Below are 17574 nucleotides of genomic sequence, written 5' to 3' on the forward strand. Positions count from 1 at the left end.
GCAGATGCCGCCCCATGGGCACAGCAATCCCTTAACCTTCGTTTGTCCGACCCAAAGGAGATCACCATGGCACAGCAAAAGTTTGACGGCACCTACAACGTCACCATCTTTATCCCGGAGCGCGGCAGTTATCAGTCCATCACCGAGACCATGACCATTGCCACGACCACGGAAGGAAGTGATGAAGTCCTCCAGACCGGGAGCCAGCTCTCGTTTATGAGCTACACCTTTGAGCTCAGCGGCCGTATCAACACCCAGACCGGCCTGGCCACCATCAGCGGCCAGGCAACCGACTCCGGTGTCTCACTGGATCCGGCCCTCTGGAGTTTCGTGTCCACCCCGGCCCTTCAATCCGTAAACGCCGCCCGGGTCGTCTTTAACGGTGCCGCGGCCATCGGCTTCTGCTTCTCTTTGTTCGGCATGAAAGAGGGACAGGAGACCTTTGAGTCCCAGAGTATTCCGGAGATGTTCATGAGGGACTTCCAGGCAACCTCACGGCCCGTGCCCAAACTCTAAACCACCTTGCGTGGCTGTCAGGCCATCTCTTTGGATCGCCTCATCACGCTGTCCACGTCTTCCATGGCGTAGTCGTAGAGGCGCCCGTACAAAAAGAGGGTGACGCCCTTTCCGGCAGTACGCCATCCCAGGCCCGCAGCCACCTTGAGGAGCCCGCCCCTGGCCGTAAGACGGTAAGCGGTCAGGGGCCACTTGAGCCAGCCATAGGCTTTTTTCCCGTGGGTGACGGCCTCTTTGAGGCTTTTGGGCAGGCTCTCTTCGGCATACCGGCGAACTGTTGCCAGGGTGTCCAGGCGGACGCGAAAGAGACGCCCGGCAACAGGCAGAGACTCTCCCTTGCCCAGCTGCGCCAGAAGGTGGCGGGTACGCTCCAGGATGGGACCGATTCTGGCCTCATCAAGGGGAGAGTCCGCCTCGGGGAAGTGCTTCTGGGCAAGAAGCTCAGCGGACTCTTTTACGGTTTTCCCAAATACAGAGAGGCCGGGGGTGGGATGAAAAAGCGCCGACACCCCGGTGATCCGTCTGCGAAGGGGGGCAAGGGCAGGATCCATGGCTGCGGGCGGGGCATCGTCGAGCCCCTCAAGTTCCCTTAAGACCTCTTCCATGGCCTCGGGAGCAGGCTCCCCGCCGGAGGCATCCCCTTCGGCACCCGGTGAGCCATAGAGTTCCAGGGCGGTGGTGCCCACAAAGAGGTGAAGGTCGGTCAGGAGGCACTTGCCCAGAACCATGAGGGAGAGATTTCCGGAGAGGGTAATCAGCCAAGAGACGGGATCGGGGAGGAGAAGCAGGCGAAAGACGTTCATGCCGGAAACCCAGCGCCTGAAACGAAGGTACCAGCGCACCGGAGGAAAGCCGGTGACCCGTTTCAACCGACGGGTGCTGGTCTTGACCGTGGCAACTCTCACCCGCCTGAGGCGAGCCAGGCCAGGCCGTTCGAGCACGGCGTCAAAGCGATCCAGGGAACGGTTCAGGGTTCGGATCAGGTGGCCCACAGACACCCTCAGCTCCGGGCGAGGCGCCTCGGGGTGAAAGGCGGCGGCAACTTCGGTGAGGTAGCCGTGAAGATCGTCAAGGCTTGGAAGGTCGGGGGAGAAAGAGCGAAGGGTCGCCCTGCAGTGAGAGACCACCACGCCAAGGGCGGCAGCCTCATGATCCGGTGCGGTTTTGGCCCGCGCCTCAAGGGCGCGTATCTCACGGGTAAGGGAGAGAGCCCAGCCGATGATGCGCACGGCCCGGACAAGGGCCAGCGCCACCACAGGTACCAGAGCCACCCATAACCAGAAGATCCATTCTGTGAGCAGGGGAAACGTCATTGTGTCCTGTGGCTGGTTTCAGGCAGGGTCCTGTTGAAAAGTTATGAACAATCCAGGCCTTCGGAAGGGCGAGCCAGAAAAAGTTTTCAACATTCACCCACACCAAGGGCAAAAAGCACTCATTAACGATAAAAAAGACCGATTTTCAGAACAAACAGACAGAGGTTTGGCAAATAAAGTGCGACCCATCCCGAAAAACAACGCTGCAACCTATCATTTCAAGCACAAAACAGGATAGAATTTCGCAGGAAGCCAAATCAGGAGGGGCGGGTCTGGGCACAGGAAATTTTGTGGATGACAGAGCCGAGAAAACGGCACACCGTCTCCATCTCCTCCGGGGTAAACCCCTCTGAGGCGAACTCGTTGAATTGATCCACCAGTGGCAGGGCAAGGGCGGCGGTTCGGGCCCCTTTGGGGGTAATATACACCTGGAAAGCACGCCCGTCTTCAAGACAGCTGCGTTTTTCAATGAGCCCTGCTTTTTCCATGCGGGTCACCAGGCCTGTGATGGCTGAATTGTTCAGCCCCAGCCCCCGGCTCAGCTCTTTTAAGAGACACCCGTCTTCCTTTTCAAGGATAAAAAGGGCTGCAAGCTGGGCCGAGGTGACGGAAAGCTTCTCCATCAGGATGGCATCGGCCCACTTCAGCAGCACATGACGGCTTCGGTTGATGAGAAAAAAAAGGCGGTTGTCAGGGGTTTCGTCCATAACACCTCAGTGGGTATAGGTCTTTTTCCATCCGTTTCGGGTCTTCTTGCGATGATCGTTCAGGGCAAGAAAAAAGGCACCCACGGAGAGTTCCGCACAGTGGAAATGATCTTCTTCCAGGGTCTTTAAGTAGCCGGCAACCTTTTCAGGGGTCACCTCCCAGGCCTCTTCCAATGTCCGCCCCTCGGTCATGGAGGCCACGGTGTTGGCACAGGCGATGGTGTTGAGGCATCCGTCGATCTGGATGGCGACGTGCTTGATGGTCTCCTCTTCGATGGTCAGGAACATCTCCACCGTGTCCCCGCAGTCCCCAACGCGCTTGCCGTAGCCGTCGGGGTTCTCCACGCGCTCCAGCCTTTCGTAGCTGTACGCCATTTCAATATACTCGTCTGAATGCTGCTCCAGAAAATTCTGCTCGTGATGATCCATGATTAAAATACTCCGTTGACCTTCGATAATATCCCGGAAAAGAGAACCATCTCCTCCTCAGTGAGGGCCGCTGCCATCTCTTCGGTTAAGCTCACATGATATTCATGGTGGCGCCTGAAAAGCGCCTCGCCTTTGTCTGTCAGCACAATTTCATAGGAACGGCGATCTTTTTCATGGGCTTCCCGCCGGAGGTACCCCTCTTTTTCAAGGCGATCCACCGTTACCGTCACCGTTCCCGTGGTGACCCCTTTTTTCTCGGCCAGCTCCCGCATGCGAAGACGACCTTCGTGGCCCACGATCTCTATGGTGTGCATCTGGGAAGGGGTCAACCCGCTCCCCTTGACCACCGAATTCTCCCAGGAGGAAATCTTTTCGTAAAACTCAACAATTTGACGGGCAAGTTGCCTGACTTTCACCGATGCCTCCTGCAAAAAAAGTATCCATCCCCCTTGGGATCCACCCAACACCTCTGAATCCAGAGGGCAATATCCAAAACACAGAAGGCCGTACCCCGGTTGATCACAAAGCGGTTCGGCCCACTGAACAGACGCGCCCTCCGTCACGGGCAGGCCCCCGTGGGGCATGCATTCCGGAAACCAGAGCTAACCGACCGATTTACCCTCACTATACAATACGGAAACGGCACCGTCCGCGCCACCCGATGCAATAGCATAATTGAAGAAAACTGCAATGGATTTTATCCGGTGACCGGGCGTCAGGGTTCCTATCCAAAGGGTCCCAAGGCCCATGAGTGTACCTCGAACACCCTCAAATTTCCAACAGGCTTTTTCAATTGATCAATTTACACCCCGAGGATAGAATAGCGACCCAGGAATTTTCCCATCGGGTCCAGACCCGCAGATTAAACCCATGGAGACGATCATTGAAGAAGCTCAGTCCCCCTTTGTCCTACGCAATCGGCCTTCTTTCACGGGTCCTTTTTTCCCTTCTTTTTGCCACCTGCCGACTGGAGATTTTCGGCAAAGACGCTGGCGCCGCCCACAAACGGGGCCGCACCCACGGCAATGTCCTGTATGTCACATGGCACCAGCGCCTGATTCCTTATATCTGGTACTACCGCTTCAAAGAGGTGGTGGTGATGGCCAGCATGAGCCGGGACGGTGAGCTTGCCTCCCGCTATGTCGAAGCCTTTGGCTGGATCTCCGTGCGGGGATCCTCCAAAAAACGAGGCCGCGAGGCCCTGCTGGAGATGGTTCCCTACGTCCAAAAAGGCCACCCTGCGGCCCTGGCCTGCGACGCCCCCACCGGCCCTGCCTATATCTCCAAGATGGGCATCGTGGCACTGGCCCAGAAATCGGGCCGACCCATCCAGGCCGGCATGTGGAGCTGCGACAACCACTGGACCCTGCGAAGCTGGGACCGCACCATCATCCCCAAGCCCTTCTCCCGCATCATGCTCATGTACGCCGAACCCATCCATGTGGAAGAGGGCGCTTCCCGGGAGGCCTGTGAAGAGGCGCGCCAATTGCTTGACGACCGGCTCAATGCCATGATGTACCAGGCCGATCGCTATTTCGAATCCGGTGTCTCCGACCCCCGGGATATCCCGGTTCCCACCCCGGTTCCACGCCCTGACCCGAAGGAAGCCCTTCAAGGGTAACCTTTTATAAACACATCATAAATCCATGGTTTTCTACTGGATAAATCCACTGAGAACCAATTGACATTGAAAGTTCCCCCTGATAAGATCACCCCGTTTATAATTTCTGTAAATGGTGATTTTAGGGGAATCACGCTTTAAACCGGGACGGCCGCTGCGGAGTTGACGACACAGCCACGGGCTGCACCTTTCGTACCGAACCGTCACCGACTGGGAGAGGAAAGGAAACTAAAAATGAACAAAACCCGTTTGATTACGCTGCTGTCCGCCCTTGTGGTCTCTCTTGCGGCGGTGAGTCTTCTCTGGGCAGGGACCACCGTGGAAGACACCTTTGACATGAAAACCAAAGAGTACACCGAAGCCGGCGGACACAAGTACAGTCCGGTACCGTTTACTCACAAAAAGCACCACGAAGATTACAAGATCGGCTGTGGTGAGTGCCACCACGATGAAAACGGCAAAGCCCTGGAGCTCACCATGGGTGATGATGTCCAGCGCTGCATCGAGTGCCACGACAAGCTCGGCCGGGCTCCCAAGGGCAAAGGCAAGAAAAAGCTCAAGGGCAAGGAAAAGCGTCAGTACCATGCTGAGGCCGTCCATGACAACTGCATCACCTGTCACAAAGCCTTCAACAAAGAGTTCAAGAAGAAGGCCAAAGACAAGAAAGCCAAAGGGCCGGCCCCCACAAGCTGCAAAAAATGCCACACCGAAGGCAAAATTAAAAAGTAGTCGTCCCTGATTCAGGGCATCTGTTTAAAGGCGCTTTTTTCCTTTTCAGGAAAAAGCGCCTTTTTCATTGCCTGCTCCCGCCCTCCACTTCCCGGCGGCTCTTTGCCCACCCATCCCTTCCTCTCCGGCGTTCACTTACCCAATCCACACGAAAAGAGCGCGGGTGATCCCTTCTGTCAGCAATCCGGTAATCATCTAAAATAACGACAGGTTTCCCCTGTTTTATTCTTCGTTTTAAAAAAGTTTCGAAAAATTCCGAATTAGTTCTTAAGTAAACATAGTTCCGTGCCGTTAAGACTACATTAGTGAGATTGAACTAAGTATACAACATCTCACAACGGGCAAAACGAAACGCGACTTCCATGGCGTTATCAGCAAAATAAAGCTGCCCTACCCGGCCTTTTTTTATTCTTCGTTAGGCAATATGTGAAGAGCCTTTCTTCACCCCTTATATTTCAACGTTGGCACGGAGAACCACACATGAAGCTACGCCTAAAATTCCTTATACCTGTCCTGCTCATCATCCTCACGGGCCTTGTGGCCATCACCACCCTCGGGTATGTCAGCTCCAAAAATGCTCTCAAGCAGAGCGTTCACACCCAGCTTACCTCACTGACCGAGGCAACCTCCGAGGTCCTGGGAAAATTCATCCGAGACAACCGTTCCCTGCTGCACTACTGGGGGTCGGACACCCTGTACAGAAACTTCGCCATCAATCAGGACACCCTGATGCGCAGGGCCGTTCATGAGAAGCTCTCCCGCATCCTTGAGACCTTTCCCAGCATCGAAAACTTCCTGATCACCTTGCCGGACGGAACCATCATTGCCTCGGCAGTCCCCGGGGTGGAGAACTCCCTGAATATTTCGGACCGGACCTACTTCAAAGAAGCCCTCAAGGGCCAGCCCGTCACCTCCCGGGTAATCAAGAGCAAGGTAAGCGGCGAGCCCGTCTACGTGGAATCACTGCCCCTGACGGCTAACAACGCCGTGGTGTGTGTCATCAGCCTCGTGGTCAAGATGAACACCGTCACCGAACTCTTCATCGACCCCATCAAGGTGGGGGAGACAGGCTATGCCTTTGTCATGGAAGAGAACGGGGCGGTCATCGCCTACCCGGACAAGAGCAAGATCCTCACCCTCAACGGCAACATGTTTGATTTCAGCAAGGAGATCCTCCGGTTGAAAAACGGGTTAAGGACCTATGATTTCAAAGGCCAGGAAAAGATCTCCGTCTTCAAGCAGGAGAACTTGTCCGGTTGGATCACCGTCATCAATGCACCGTCTGAGGAGGTGTTTGCCGCGGCCGTCACCCTCCGGAACCAGCTGATCATCATCGCCACCATCACCATGGTGGTGATCTGGCTCGTGGTCCGAACCCTCACCCAGGCCATGGTGGTCACCCGCATCAAGCGCATTGCCTCCCGCATGAGGGATATCTCCCAGGGGGAGGGAGACCTGACCATGCGCATCCGCATCCAGTCCGGGGACGAAATCGGCGAGCTGGCCCAGTGGTTCAACACCTTTGTGGGCAACCTCCAGGACCTCATCACCCAGATTGCCGGAAAAACCAAGATCATCGACGGCGCCTCCACCGATCTCTCCGGGGTCACCCACAAGATGAAAACCGCCTCCGGGGACATGAGCGACAAGGCTGTTTCCGTCACCACCTCCGGCAAGGAGCTCAACGCCCACATGGCCGATGTGGCCGCCGCCATGAACCAGTCTTCGGCGGGCGTGGGGATGATCGCTTCGGCCGCCGAAGAGATGACCGCCACCATCACGGAGATTGCCGGTAACTCAGGACGAGCCCGGGAAATCTCCACCCAGGCGGCCAGCAAGGCCAGCGGGGTGGCCAAAGGGGTCGAACAGCTTGCCGCGGCCGCCCGGGACATCGGGGTGGTGACTGAGACCATCTCCGAGATATCGGACCAGACCAACCTCTTGGCCCTGAATGCAACCATCGAGGCGGCCCGGGCCGGAGAGGCCGGTAAGGGCTTTGCCGTGGTGGCAGGGGAGATCAAGGACCTGGCCCGCCAGACGGCCGAGGCCACTGGGGAAATCACCGACCGAATCCGGGGAATCCAGGACTCCACGGACGCGGCCAGCAGCGACATCGCCGAAATCGACACCATCATCTCCAATGTGAGCGAAATTGTAGCGGGCATCGCCGCTGCTGTTGAGGAGCAGTCTGTAACCACCCGGGAGATTGCCGACAACGTGGCCCAGACCTCCATGGGCATTGACGAGGTCACCCGCACCATCTCCCAGAGCAGCGAAGAGACCCACGGAATCACCGAGGAGATGGAGGAGGTCAACGGCCAGGCCAGATTCCTTGCAGACAACAGCAGCCGCGTTCAGTCCGACGCCGATAACCTGGCCACGCTCTCCGATGAAATGAGTGGTCTGGTGAGCCGTTTCAAGGTCTGAAAGTAAAAAAGTGACTTTTTTTTCAACTTGGGGGGCTTTGGCCCCCCATTTTTTTTGTCTCCAAAGAGAATTTATGGTATGGATTTCTCAAACCCATCATCTTGAAGTGAAAGCATTTTTCTTCGGTAGGGGAGACAGGGGTCTCACCCGTGATACCGCCAAATGATTTCCTTCGGTGCGGCTTTTTAAGGGCCCACGACAACACATAGACCCCGTTCATCGTTGCGATCCGCCTGGGTATTGAGTCAAATCAGCCAAGGGTTAAGGCGGGTTTTCCCTTTGTCGGGGGAAGCGATCCTTACTATGTGTTCCCGTGGGCCGTTTTGTGTTCCAAGCCGTCACAGCAAACGCACAGCAAGTCATGACAGGAAGTGAGACCGTTGAAGAAGGATGTAAAGATCAGGGTTCATTTCAAACCCGGTAAATCGAAAAGAGCGTGCAAACCTCTCTCCCTGCTGGGAGATCTCATTGAATCTGAGCGCATGGAACTGGCTGTCCAGTCCATCATGGCCGAAAACCTCTACCATATCCATGAAAAGAGCCAGAACCGCAGCGTGGCCCTCATGAGCGGCCTCATCCAGAACCGCTGCGACAAAGGCTGGGTCTGGATCAAGGGCGTCATCGGCAAAGGCCCCATGGACAGAAGGAAAGCGCATCTACTGGCTTGAAAACGACGGATGGGCTGTGGAGAGCACCGACCTTCCGGGGTCTGTCCTCACCGATCCCCACGGGGTCCTCGTCATGGACGCGGCCATGTACCGAAAAGAGATGAAGCTCAAGGCCGTCACCACCCGAAAGGCCAAGCAGGTGACCCAGTGGCTCCTCAAGCAGAAGAAAAAACGCGACTCGGCCATGAAGGGTAATCAGCCTGCACCGGCCCAGCCCGTGGCCAAGGCCCCCGAGGCTCAACCAGTCCCTGCTGCTGCCGTATCACCCAGGGCTGCGGTTGAGGCCGCACCTGCTCCTGCGGCGGAAAAGCCCGCACCGGCTGCCCCTGTAGCAGAGCCCGCCTCCCCCAGCGACAGCGATCTGGACAGCGTGGCAGCAGAGCTCGCCGTCATGGGCGCCGAAGACAAAGGGGCCTTCAAGGACCGCCTCATGGAGGTGATGGCCGAATTCAAAACCCAGGGCCTCACCCAGACCCGCATCGCCACGGCCTTTTTAAAGGCCAAGGTCCCCACCCGATCCGGCCGGGGTACCTGGAATCCCCGCATGGTTGGGGATATCTTCAAGCAGGTTTAATGTCCTGCTAAAAGGCCCCTTGGGCTTACCAGGCGCCGGAGGGTGCACGCAGCCCACCCGCACGGGACATGTCGTTTTTTAAACAGGTGTTCCCATGTGCGGGTGCGGCTTCCGCACCTTCCGGCGTGATGGCCGGTCATCCCTTCATCCCGCCCCACAAGTACACAAATCCCTCAAAAAAAATATCCATTGAGATCTCCTTGCGGGCATACGCCTGCCGTAACCTTACAGATACAACCCGTCATAGTGGTTTAAAGAAAGAGCCTACGTGCGCGACAGCACCGCTTTCTGTGAAGGTGGCGAGGCAATAGGGGTGGTCTTGCGGACGGGCCGCATCAGCCGGGATTGTTAAGATCGATTTTTGTATTCTAAGGCTTTGGAAACAAAGGAGGGTGCCCAGGCAGGGGTGCCCAGGGCGTGGATGTGGGTGTAGGTGGCCAGGGCGTTGTACTTGGTGATGCCGTCGGCCTTGTCGGCCATGCCCGTGCCCCGTGCCATGGTAAAGGCGGCGTCATTGTCTTCCCGGTCCCATCGGGTGATTTTGGAGTAACGGAACTCATGGCCCTTGATGCGGGTTCCCACCTCAAAAAAGGGATTCTCCCCGGTGATCTCGGCCACCACGTACCCATGGCCCTGGGGCCTTTTGGACACGGAAAAGGAGAGGGGAAACAGACCGGTCATGGGGTGGATCTCTCCATCCACTTCGAGCTCTTCTCCCATGTAGATCAAACCGCCGCACTCGGCGTAAAGGGGCATGCCCTCTTTGATGCGGGCAAGAAGGCTCTGGCGAAAGCTCACATTCTCACCCAGCTCACGGGCGTGGGTCTCGGGAAAGCCCCCGCCAATGTAGACCCCGTCAAGATCATCGGGGAGCTCGGTGTCCCTTAAGGGGCTGATCATCACCACGCGGGCGCCTTCGGCCTCCAGGGCTTCGATGTTTTCCGGGTAGTAAAATTGAAAGGAGGCGTCGCGAATCACCCCGATGACAGGTCGATCGTCGGTACCTGCGGCCTCGACCTCGGGGACTCTGACGGTGCGCTCAAAGGGCTCGGCTGTTTCCGCAAGGGAGATGATACCCGGCACGTCCACATTATCCCGGATAATGGTCTCGGCGTTTTTTACGGACTCAAAGGCCCAGTCGTGTTCAGGGGTGGGAACAAGGCCCATGTGCCGCTCGGGGAAATCATGGGTCCTGAGCTTGGGCACCGCCCCGATCACCTTCACACCGGTATGGTATTCGATGTTGTTGATCAGGTTGTTCTTGTGCCGCGGGCCTGCAATGCGGTTGAGGATCACCCCGCCGATGGTAAGCTCCGGGTCGAAGTGGAGGCATCCCAGGACGGCCGCTGCCATGGTGCGGGTGCTCTTGGAACAATCCAGAACGAGGACCACGGGTGCCTTGAGAAGCTTTGCGGTTTCTGCGGTGCTGGTCTTGCCGTCGATGTCGATGCCATCGTAAAGGCCGCGGTTGCCTTCCACAATGGCGATGTCCGCGCCCAGCTTGGCTGAATTGGCAAGGTAGGAGGAGACCACGGTGTCGTGGTCGATCAGGTAGGTATCGAGGTTGTAGCAGCATTTCTCACCAGGGAGAGCCACCCGGCATCGATGTAGTCGGGCCCCTTTTTAAAGGGGGCAACCTGTTTGCCAAGACTCCTCAGTGCAGCGGTGATGCCAATGGTCAGAATGGTTTTCCCTGATCCACCGCGAAGCGCGGAAATAAAAAGGCCTGGGATACTGCTGATTCTTTCAGATTTCATCAATCACTGCACTTGGGAGTCTTAGACAAATACGCTGGAAAGCCTGTCAGCGAAACAGGGGAAGATTACTCTTCGCCTTCTGCGCCGGCCTGCTTGCCCTGGCCTTTAAGACCGATCATGGTGGTGGAACCACTGGACCAGTACTCGAGAACTTCGTCTTTTACGAGGGCGTTCACGATATTCTTTACGGCGCGGGGCTTCTCATCGGGGAAGAATGCGTAGAAATCCTTCAAGTAGAACTTGGACTTGGATTTGGACTTCTTGGTCAGTTTCTCGATGATGACCTCTTTGGCTGCTTCTTTTTCTAATGCCATTGGGGACCTCCAAATTTATAGGGCAGGGGACCTGGAGACCAGGTCCCCTGCAAGTTATCCATTTCCATACGAAATGGATGCGTGCTCAGCGTGAATTAGAACTTGAACTGAGTGGTCTGACGCCAAGACTGGTACGCAGCATCGCGGAAGTCGTCGATGAGGTGGTGGGTGAAGTCGAGTTCACACACGTCAAAGAATCGCTCCCAACCGATACGCTCAGCCCAGTCACCGAAACGCTCGTACTTACGGGCGCCTTTGGCGTACTGCTCATCTGATCCTCGTCAATGGCTCTGGTCATGGAAGGCCAGCGCGGGGTTTCGTTGGGCAGGAAGGCCACAACAACCTTGGAGAACTTGGGTGCGCTGATACGGTTGGACACCTTACCACCAGCCATGAGCACGATACCGTCGCCTTCGGCGTCGGAAAGGGGCATGGAGGGGCACATGGTGTAGCAGTTACCGCAGTACATGCAACGCTCGTTACGAACCGCTACAGAGTTAACGGTCTCGCCGCTGGGGAGCTCTACCTTGGCGGGCTTGATGGCCGCGGTGGGGCAGGAAGCTACAGCCAGGGGAACCTCGCACACCTTGTCAAGGTACTCGTGATCCAAGATGGGAGGCTTACGGTGGTAACCGAGGATGGCGATGTCGGAGCAGTGAACCGCGCCGCACATGTTGAGGCAGCAAGCCATGGAGATCTTGAGCTTGGCAGGCAGTCTGTGATCCTGGAAATCAGAGAACACTTCGTCCATGGTTGCCTTTACGGTGCCGGAGGCATCGGTGGCGGGGGTGTGGCAGTGAATCCAACCCTGGGTGTGGACGATGTTGGAGATACCGGCGCCGGTACCGCCGATGGGGAACTTGTAAGACCCACCGGGGAATTTGCGCTGGGCAAGATCAGCCTTGAGGGCTTCAACCTTGTCCTTGGAATCCACCATGAACTCGATGTTGTTACGGGTGGTGAAACGCAGACGACCGTCGCAGTGCTTGTCAGCAATGTCGCAGATCTCCTGGATGTGGGTGGAGCTCATGAGACGAGCGCCGCCGCAACGTACGGTGAACACTTCGTCACCGCTTTCAGCCACGTGGACCAGAACGCCGGGCTCGAGGATCTCGTGGTGGCTCCACTTGCCTTTGTTCTTCTTGATAATTTCGGGATAGAACTGGTCGTAATGCTTCGGGCCAATGTCCGTGATTCGACCTTCCATCGGTTTTTCGGGATCGTATCCTGAGGAAATAAAAGCCATGGTATACCCCTCCTAGCGTGCGTGATGCTTTCTGTATTCGTTGATGTCACGGTCCCAGCCACCTTCAACTTCTTCTTCTTTCCAGAAGATGTAGGGGTTGGTACGGGGATGATCGACGTGTACGGCCTGGGGCTCCATGTTGATCTTCTCAAGGAATTTCTGGAGACCCTGACGGATCATCAGCTCGCCGAGACGTTCACGGTTTTTGCCCTCTTCCATCCAGTAATCCCAGACAGACTCGATGACTTCAGTGAGCGCTTCGTATTTCTCTTCCAGGTACTCCATCCACTCTTCTTCGGAGTCGAAGTCGGCCAGCTGCTTGTTCATGGTCTGGTCGATTTCAAGGAAGGGAACCACGAGGGTACCCATCTGAGCGCCGTCAACGATGGGGGCCTTGGCGCCGGCGAGGATGGAAACACCACGCTGCTTACCGACTTTCAGAGCCTTGGGCATAACGTTGATGCAGTGCATGCAACGGTTACACTCTTTGTCGTTGATCTTGAGTTCACCGTTCTCGTACTTCATGCACTCGGTGGGGCAGAGGGCAAGTACTTCGGCGTCCAGATCAAATTTACCCCAGTCGCGACCGCTGTGAGCGCCGGCGTTGGCGGGGTTGGTGCCGTCAACGTACTTGGCCACTTCAGCCTGGTCCACCTGGATCTGATCTTTCCAGGTACCGATGAAGGAGAGGTCGGAACGGGCCATGGAGGCCACGCAGCCGTTGGGGCAACCGTCGAACTTGAACTTGAACTTGTAGGGGAACGCGGGACGGTGCAGCTCATCCTGGTACATCATGGTCAGGAAGTAGCAGAGCTCCTGAGTGTCGTAGCAGGCGTATTCGCAGCGGGACTGACCGATACAGTCAGCGGGGGTTCGCAGGTTGGACCCGGAACCGCCGAGGTCCTGATCCATCTCGTGGGTCAGGGTGTAGAAGATCTCTTCCAGCTGAGGCGTGGTGGTACCGAGCAGAACGATGTCGCCGGTAGAACCGTGCATGTTGGTGAGACCGGAACCACGGAACTGCCACAGATCCATCAGTTTACGCAGGTACTCAGTGGTGTAGTACTTTGCACCAGGCTGAGCCACACGTACTGTATGGAAGGAAGCCACGCCGGGGAATTCTTCGGGCTTGTCGCTGTAACGCCCGATGATGCCGCCGCCGTAACCGAAAACACCTACGATGCCGCCGTGCTTCCAGTGAGTGGTGCCGTCCTTGTAGGAGAGTTCCAGAAGACCGAGCAGGTCGTCGCAAGCTTCAGCAGGAATCTGAAAATCAATTCCTTTTTCGTTTTTTGCCCTGACTTCGGCTTCCTGCTTGATGTCGGACACAAAGCTTGGCCACGGCCCGGATTCCAGCTCGTCCAACAAAGGGGTTTCATGCTTTGCCATTGCCTTACCTCCATTGAATAAATAATTTTAACTCAACAAGACGAAATCAAATGAAACCATTTGACTTTGATTGCCAAGTCACTCAAACCTTAAACCTTAAACCACATAAAATAACAGCCAAAACAAACCGTTCCAGCTGCTACTGTCTATGCAATTTCCATTAATCAACTATAATGGCCCTATTATCAAACTCCATGGTATAAAGTTATTGCCTTTTCTTGTCAATAAAAAAGCTTTTTCCCGTGGTTATTAAGGCTTTACATTCCAAAGGCCTTTCAAGGCCTCATGCCCGCGCATCGCCTTCCCGTTAAATTGTGAGACGAGTTAATCTATTGAGACCTATCGATATCTACATCGCAATCATAAAATCGGGTCAAAAACAGACCCCTTCTGCAAATAACACCTTTCAGGGAATATCTCATCGTGTTTCACAGCGAGTCACATCATCGCAGGCCATCTCCCCCCATACATCAACACATTGATTTCTTATCTCAATACTTACTTTTAAACATAAAAAAAACGGACCCCATGGGGGGCCCGCCTTTGAAGATATGCCTAGTTTTATTCAATTTAAATGAACAAATAAATCAGAATTATTTTCTGTTTTCCTCGGTATTCATCCGCTGGACCGCACGGTAAAACGCGGCCCCGTGCTCGGCAGCCTTTGCCGTCACCACCCCCATCTCAGAAGCCCCTGGGTTGAAGGACGAAACCACCCCGCAGGCTGTCTCAACAAAATCTTCCAGTGTATGGGCGACCAGATACCGCCCCACCCAGTCACCGAAGGAGCCCTCCAGGGGCCCCACATCGGTGAGGTGGGCCACCCCGTCGAAAAACCCCTGGAGGGTGGCGGGCACGCAGTGATCTCCCACCCAGGCCACCTCACCGATGCCGTCGTAGCGATCCAACCGGTTCCGCAGGCTCAGGAGCATGAGAAAATAGAGGGCTCCTTCCAGAAGCTCTTCGGCCCCGGGCTCCTCCACATCGGCCATGGGCGTGTACTGCCGCACGGTGATGAGGCGAACCCTAGGGTCTTCCCCATCGATGTTCACCACAAAATCCCCTGCCGCATGGTGCCAGGGCTGCACCAGCTCAAAGGTCAGGGGGTTGTAGAGCCGGGTCAGGATCTCGGCGGCCTGACGATACACCGAGGCCTCCTGGTGGGGGGGTAAAAGGACGTGATCGTCACCGGCCCACACCACCACACGGTCTTTCCCGTCATGGCGGGTCTGGTGAAACTCGTGAAAGCCTTCAAACCACTCCCCGAAAAAAAGCACCACGCGGTGGGTGTCCACGTCCACGGCGTCCAGGGCGTACACCTCGGGAAGGGCCGCACTTCGGCAGGAGAGTTGTTTCAAAAGGGCAAACTCCCCTTCGGCGCAGGCTCCCCCTTCGGGGGTCACGGCCAGGTTCACCACCAGGGATCTCTCTCCTGCATCCGAGCACACGGTCATGCGGGCCGGATGATAAAAGTGCCCGTGCTTGAGGATCTCCACATGGACAGATCCCACGGTGGGAAGGGGAGCGGAGAACAAGGCGCGAAACAGACCGGTTCCCCTGCCTGCGGCTTCTTTTTCAAGGACGGTCTCTACGGCACAGACATAGTGGCCGTAGCACAAGGTCGCTTCCCCACAGGTACGGTCCGCAGGAAGCGGGGTGGCAAGGACTGCGTCATCGATCTGACCGCCGCGGCTGTGACCGGGCAGACTCCAGGTAATCTTCATGGGTTGCTTCTTCATCAATTTCAGGTTGCAGGGCAGGTATTTGCCATAAAAAAAGCCCCCTGCAGTGTGTGCAGGGGGCCTTGAATCCGAGTGCTTAGCTGCGGTGGGGTTCCACCTCTTTCAGCAGGGCCTCAGGCACCTCGTAGCCCATGGACTGGGCTATGTCAAAGTGCTCAATGGCCTTGGCGTACTCTTCCTTTTCAATGTAGGCGATCCCCAGGTTGTGGTGGGGAATGGGAAAATCAGGCTGGACCTCAAGGGCCTTCTTGCTGGTGGTGATGCTCTCGTCCACCAGGCCCTTCATCAGGTAGGCGTTGGCCAGGGTGGTGTACGCCTGGACAAACTTGGAGTTATGCACAATGGCCTTCTGAAGGTTCTTGATGGCCTCGTCCACGTTGCCGCGCTGCAGCTCAATGAAACCGATGTTGCCGTACCCCACGGCAAACCCGGCCCGGGACTTGGTGGCCAGCTTATTATAATAAAGGCAGCCCTCCACATCTTCACGCTGCAGGGCAATGCTGCCGAGCATCACATAACCTTCGGCGAGGGTGGGACTGCATCCCACGGCCTCGTTGAAGCTGGCTTCGGCTTCATCATATTTTTTCAATCCCATCAGAGCCACGCCCAGGTTGTAGTGGCTGTTTCCGCAATCGGGATTTCCGGCAATGGCATCCCTCAGTTGAGCAATATGTTCTTGCGCGTTCTTCGGCTTTTGCATGATCCCTCTTTGTCTGGTAACCCATCCAAAACGAGAAGAAACCCCAAACCGGGCACCCCTCGCTCAGAACCGGGTATTTTTTTTATGTCACGGCCAGAAAAAAGTGGGCACACCCCCTTATATAAAGGTGCAACCCGCCTCTTCGGTTTCTTTTTTTTTAATAAATTCACAAACTATAACGCCCTCCCAAGGTTGTCAAATCAAATCGAAAGGGTCTGGCCCCTTTCATGCGAAACAGGTTCCGGTGGGGATCCCAAACCAACAAAGGTAGGGGCCTTCCCCTTGAAATCAAGCCTTTGGTATTGACACACCATTCTTTTTTTTTATATTTTTCCAAGGTTTGTAATCTTTAGCCACCTTACAGTCACATTTGCGAAGCCAGAGGTAAGACAATGAAAAAAGGCTGCTACACAGCACTGATCACCCCTTTTAGAAATGATCTTGTGGACTACGAGGGCCTCGAAAAACTGTGTCGCTTTCAGATCGAAAACGACATCACAGGAATCCTGGCCGTCGGAACCACCGGCGAGAGCCCCACACTCGCTTGGGACGAACACAACAGCCTGATAGAGATTATTTCCAAACAGACCAAGGGGAAATGTTTCTGTATTGCGGGCACCGGAAGCAACAACACCAACGAGGCGCTTTCAGCTACACGGCACGCCGTGGAAGCCGGGGTGGACGCGGTCCTCCTCGTGGACCCCTACTACAACGGCCCCAGCTCCCTTGAGATCAGAAAAGAGTATGTCACCCCCGTGGCCCGGACCTTCCCGGATATCACGGTGATTCCGTACATCATCCCCGGTCGCACCGGCGCCCAGATGCTTCCCGAAGACATCGCCCTGCTTCACCGGGAGTGCCCCAACGTCTCAGCCGTCAAGGAGGCCACGGGCAACCTGGACAACATGAAGCGCACCCGCGAAGTCTGCGGCCCCGACTTCAACATCTTCTCGGGAGACGACGCCCTGGTGGTGGAGATGATGACCGACCCGGCCATTGCCGCCTCCGGTGTCATCTCCGTGGCCTCCAACATCGTACCCGGGCCTGCCTCAAAGCTCATCAGGCTTGTGGCCGAAGGCAAGATGGATGAAGCCGAGACCCTGCACAAGGCCCTCACCCCGCTGTTCAAGCTCACCAGCGTGGTCACCATGGAGGAGACCCCCTTCGGCGAGGTCAAGTGCCTGGCCCGGAACCCCCTGGCCGTGAAAACCGCCATGCAGCTTCTGGGGATGCCCTCGGGATCCTGCCGCAAGCCCCTGGGTAAAATGACCCGCAAGGGACTTGACGTGGTGGTGGGCTACCTCACCGAAGTAATGGACAACAACCCCGAGCTCCTGGCTCCGGTGGAGTCCTTCTTCGGGGTGGATATCAAGGCCCGCCTCACCGACAAAGCCCTTCTGGAGAGCCTTGTCTATGACGAGACCTATTAACGGCCCCCTGAA

Annotated in this window: 18 protein-coding genes; 7 read left to right on the plus strand and 11 right to left on the minus strand. The window is 56.2% G+C overall.

The genetic code is table 11. The features are described 5' to 3' along the window. Positions 1 to 66: 66 nt before the first annotated feature. Positions 67 to 516 carry a hypothetical protein gene (locus tag ACOYW2_RS25235; protein WP_482768361.1) on the plus strand — a complete coding sequence of 150 codons (450 nt, stop codon included), beginning with the start codon at positions 67 to 69 and terminating at the stop codon, positions 514 to 516. 17 nt (positions 517 to 533) lie between these two features. On the opposite strand, the gene ACOYW2_RS25240 is transcribed toward ACOYW2_RS25235, so the two are convergent. From ACOYW2_RS25240 to ACOYW2_RS25255, 4 genes are all read right to left on the minus strand, one after another. Then, positions 534 to 1829 carry a hypothetical protein gene (locus ACOYW2_RS25240; RefSeq protein ID WP_482768362.1) on the minus strand — a complete coding sequence of 432 codons (1296 nt, stop codon included), beginning with the start codon at positions 1827 to 1829 and terminating at the stop codon, positions 534 to 536. A gap of 257 nt (positions 1830 to 2086) precedes the next feature. After that, positions 2087 to 2536, minus strand: coding sequence for a MarR family winged helix-turn-helix transcriptional regulator (locus ACOYW2_RS25245; protein WP_482418566.1), 450 nt, complete (start codon positions 2534 to 2536; stop codon positions 2087 to 2089). A gap of 6 nt (positions 2537 to 2542) precedes the next feature. Then, on the minus strand, positions 2543 to 2965 hold the full coding sequence (locus ACOYW2_RS25250) for an iron-sulfur cluster assembly scaffold protein (protein ID WP_180138172.1): 423 nt from the start codon (positions 2963 to 2965) through the stop codon (positions 2543 to 2545). A gap of 2 nt (positions 2966 to 2967) precedes the next feature. Further along, positions 2968 to 3381, minus strand: a complete 414-nt coding sequence (locus tag ACOYW2_RS25255) for a MarR family transcriptional regulator (protein WP_218950983.1) — start codon at positions 3379 to 3381, stop codon at positions 2968 to 2970. Between the two features lie 467 nt (positions 3382 to 3848). Here ACOYW2_RS25255 and ACOYW2_RS25260 point away from each other — a divergent pair, with 467 nt between their 5' ends. From ACOYW2_RS25260 to ACOYW2_RS25280, 5 genes are all read left to right on the plus strand, one after another. Next, positions 3849 to 4586: a lysophospholipid acyltransferase family protein gene (locus tag ACOYW2_RS25260; protein ID WP_482418567.1), complete on the plus strand. Its 738-nt coding sequence runs from the start codon at positions 3849 to 3851 to the stop codon at positions 4584 to 4586. 234 nt (positions 4587 to 4820) lie between these two features. Further along, on the plus strand, positions 4821 to 5315 hold the full coding sequence (locus tag ACOYW2_RS25265) for a cytochrome c3 family protein (RefSeq protein WP_482420482.1): 495 nt from the start codon (positions 4821 to 4823) through the stop codon (positions 5313 to 5315). A 480-nt stretch (positions 5316 to 5795) separates the two neighbouring features. Next, the gene (locus ACOYW2_RS25270) at positions 5796 to 7742 is read left to right on the plus strand and encodes a methyl-accepting chemotaxis protein (RefSeq protein WP_482768363.1); all 1947 of its coding nucleotides are present in this window, start codon (positions 5796 to 5798) and stop codon (positions 7740 to 7742) included. A gap of 380 nt (positions 7743 to 8122) precedes the next feature. Then, entirely contained in the window at positions 8123 to 8410 is a 288-nt protein-coding gene (locus tag ACOYW2_RS25275) for a hypothetical protein (RefSeq protein ID WP_482768364.1), read from the plus strand. Between the two features lie 16 nt (positions 8411 to 8426). Beyond that, on the plus strand, positions 8427 to 8984 hold the full coding sequence (locus tag ACOYW2_RS25280) for a hypothetical protein (RefSeq protein ID WP_482768365.1): 558 nt from the start codon (positions 8427 to 8429) through the stop codon (positions 8982 to 8984). A 348-nt stretch (positions 8985 to 9332) separates the two neighbouring features. Here the strand turns inward: ACOYW2_RS25280 and ACOYW2_RS25285 are convergent, their stop codons facing one another. From ACOYW2_RS25285 to ACOYW2_RS25315, 7 genes are all read right to left on the minus strand, one after another. After that, positions 9333 to 10580: a cobyrinic acid a,c-diamide synthase CobB gene (locus ACOYW2_RS25285; protein ID WP_482768366.1), complete on the minus strand. Its 1248-nt coding sequence runs from the start codon at positions 10578 to 10580 to the stop codon at positions 9333 to 9335. Then, complete coding sequence (locus tag ACOYW2_RS25290) at positions 10532 to 10741, minus strand: nucleotide-binding protein (protein WP_482420486.1); 210 nt, start codon at positions 10739 to 10741, stop codon at positions 10532 to 10534. Before ACOYW2_RS25290 ends, ACOYW2_RS25285 begins: the two co-directional genes overlap by 49 nt. A 65-nt stretch (positions 10742 to 10806) precedes the next feature. Further along, on the minus strand, positions 10807 to 11055 hold the full coding sequence (locus ACOYW2_RS25295; RefSeq protein WP_180138187.1) for a dissimilatory sulfite reductase D family protein: 249 nt from the start codon (positions 11053 to 11055) through the stop codon (positions 10807 to 10809). An 85-nt stretch (positions 11056 to 11140) separates the two neighbouring features. Further along, entirely contained in the window at positions 11141 to 12262 is a 1122-nt protein-coding gene (dsrB, locus tag ACOYW2_RS25300) for a dissimilatory-type sulfite reductase subunit beta (RefSeq protein ID WP_482768367.1), read from the minus strand. Positions 12263 to 12313: 51 nt separating this feature from the next. Then, positions 12314 to 13690 (minus strand): dissimilatory-type sulfite reductase subunit alpha, encoded by a 1377-nt coding sequence (gene dsrA / locus ACOYW2_RS25305; RefSeq protein ID WP_482420488.1) that lies wholly within the window; start codon positions 13688 to 13690, stop codon positions 12314 to 12316. A 593-nt stretch (positions 13691 to 14283) separates the two neighbouring features. Beyond that, the gene (locus tag ACOYW2_RS25310) at positions 14284 to 15414 is read right to left on the minus strand and encodes a hypothetical protein (RefSeq protein WP_482768368.1); all 1131 of its coding nucleotides are present in this window, start codon (positions 15412 to 15414) and stop codon (positions 14284 to 14286) included. Between the two features lie 94 nt (positions 15415 to 15508). Beyond that, positions 15509 to 16132, minus strand: a complete 624-nt coding sequence (locus ACOYW2_RS25315) for a tetratricopeptide repeat protein (RefSeq protein ID WP_180138195.1) — start codon at positions 16130 to 16132, stop codon at positions 15509 to 15511. A 392-nt stretch (positions 16133 to 16524) separates the two neighbouring features. On the opposite strand from ACOYW2_RS25315, the gene dapA reads away from it, so the two are divergent. Next, positions 16525 to 17562, plus strand: a complete 1038-nt coding sequence (dapA, locus tag ACOYW2_RS25320) for a 4-hydroxy-tetrahydrodipicolinate synthase (protein ID WP_482418575.1) — start codon at positions 16525 to 16527, stop codon at positions 17560 to 17562. Positions 17563 to 17574 lie beyond the last annotated feature (12 nt).

It is taken from the genome of Desulfoluna sp. CLI2B, from assembly GCF_056847375.1.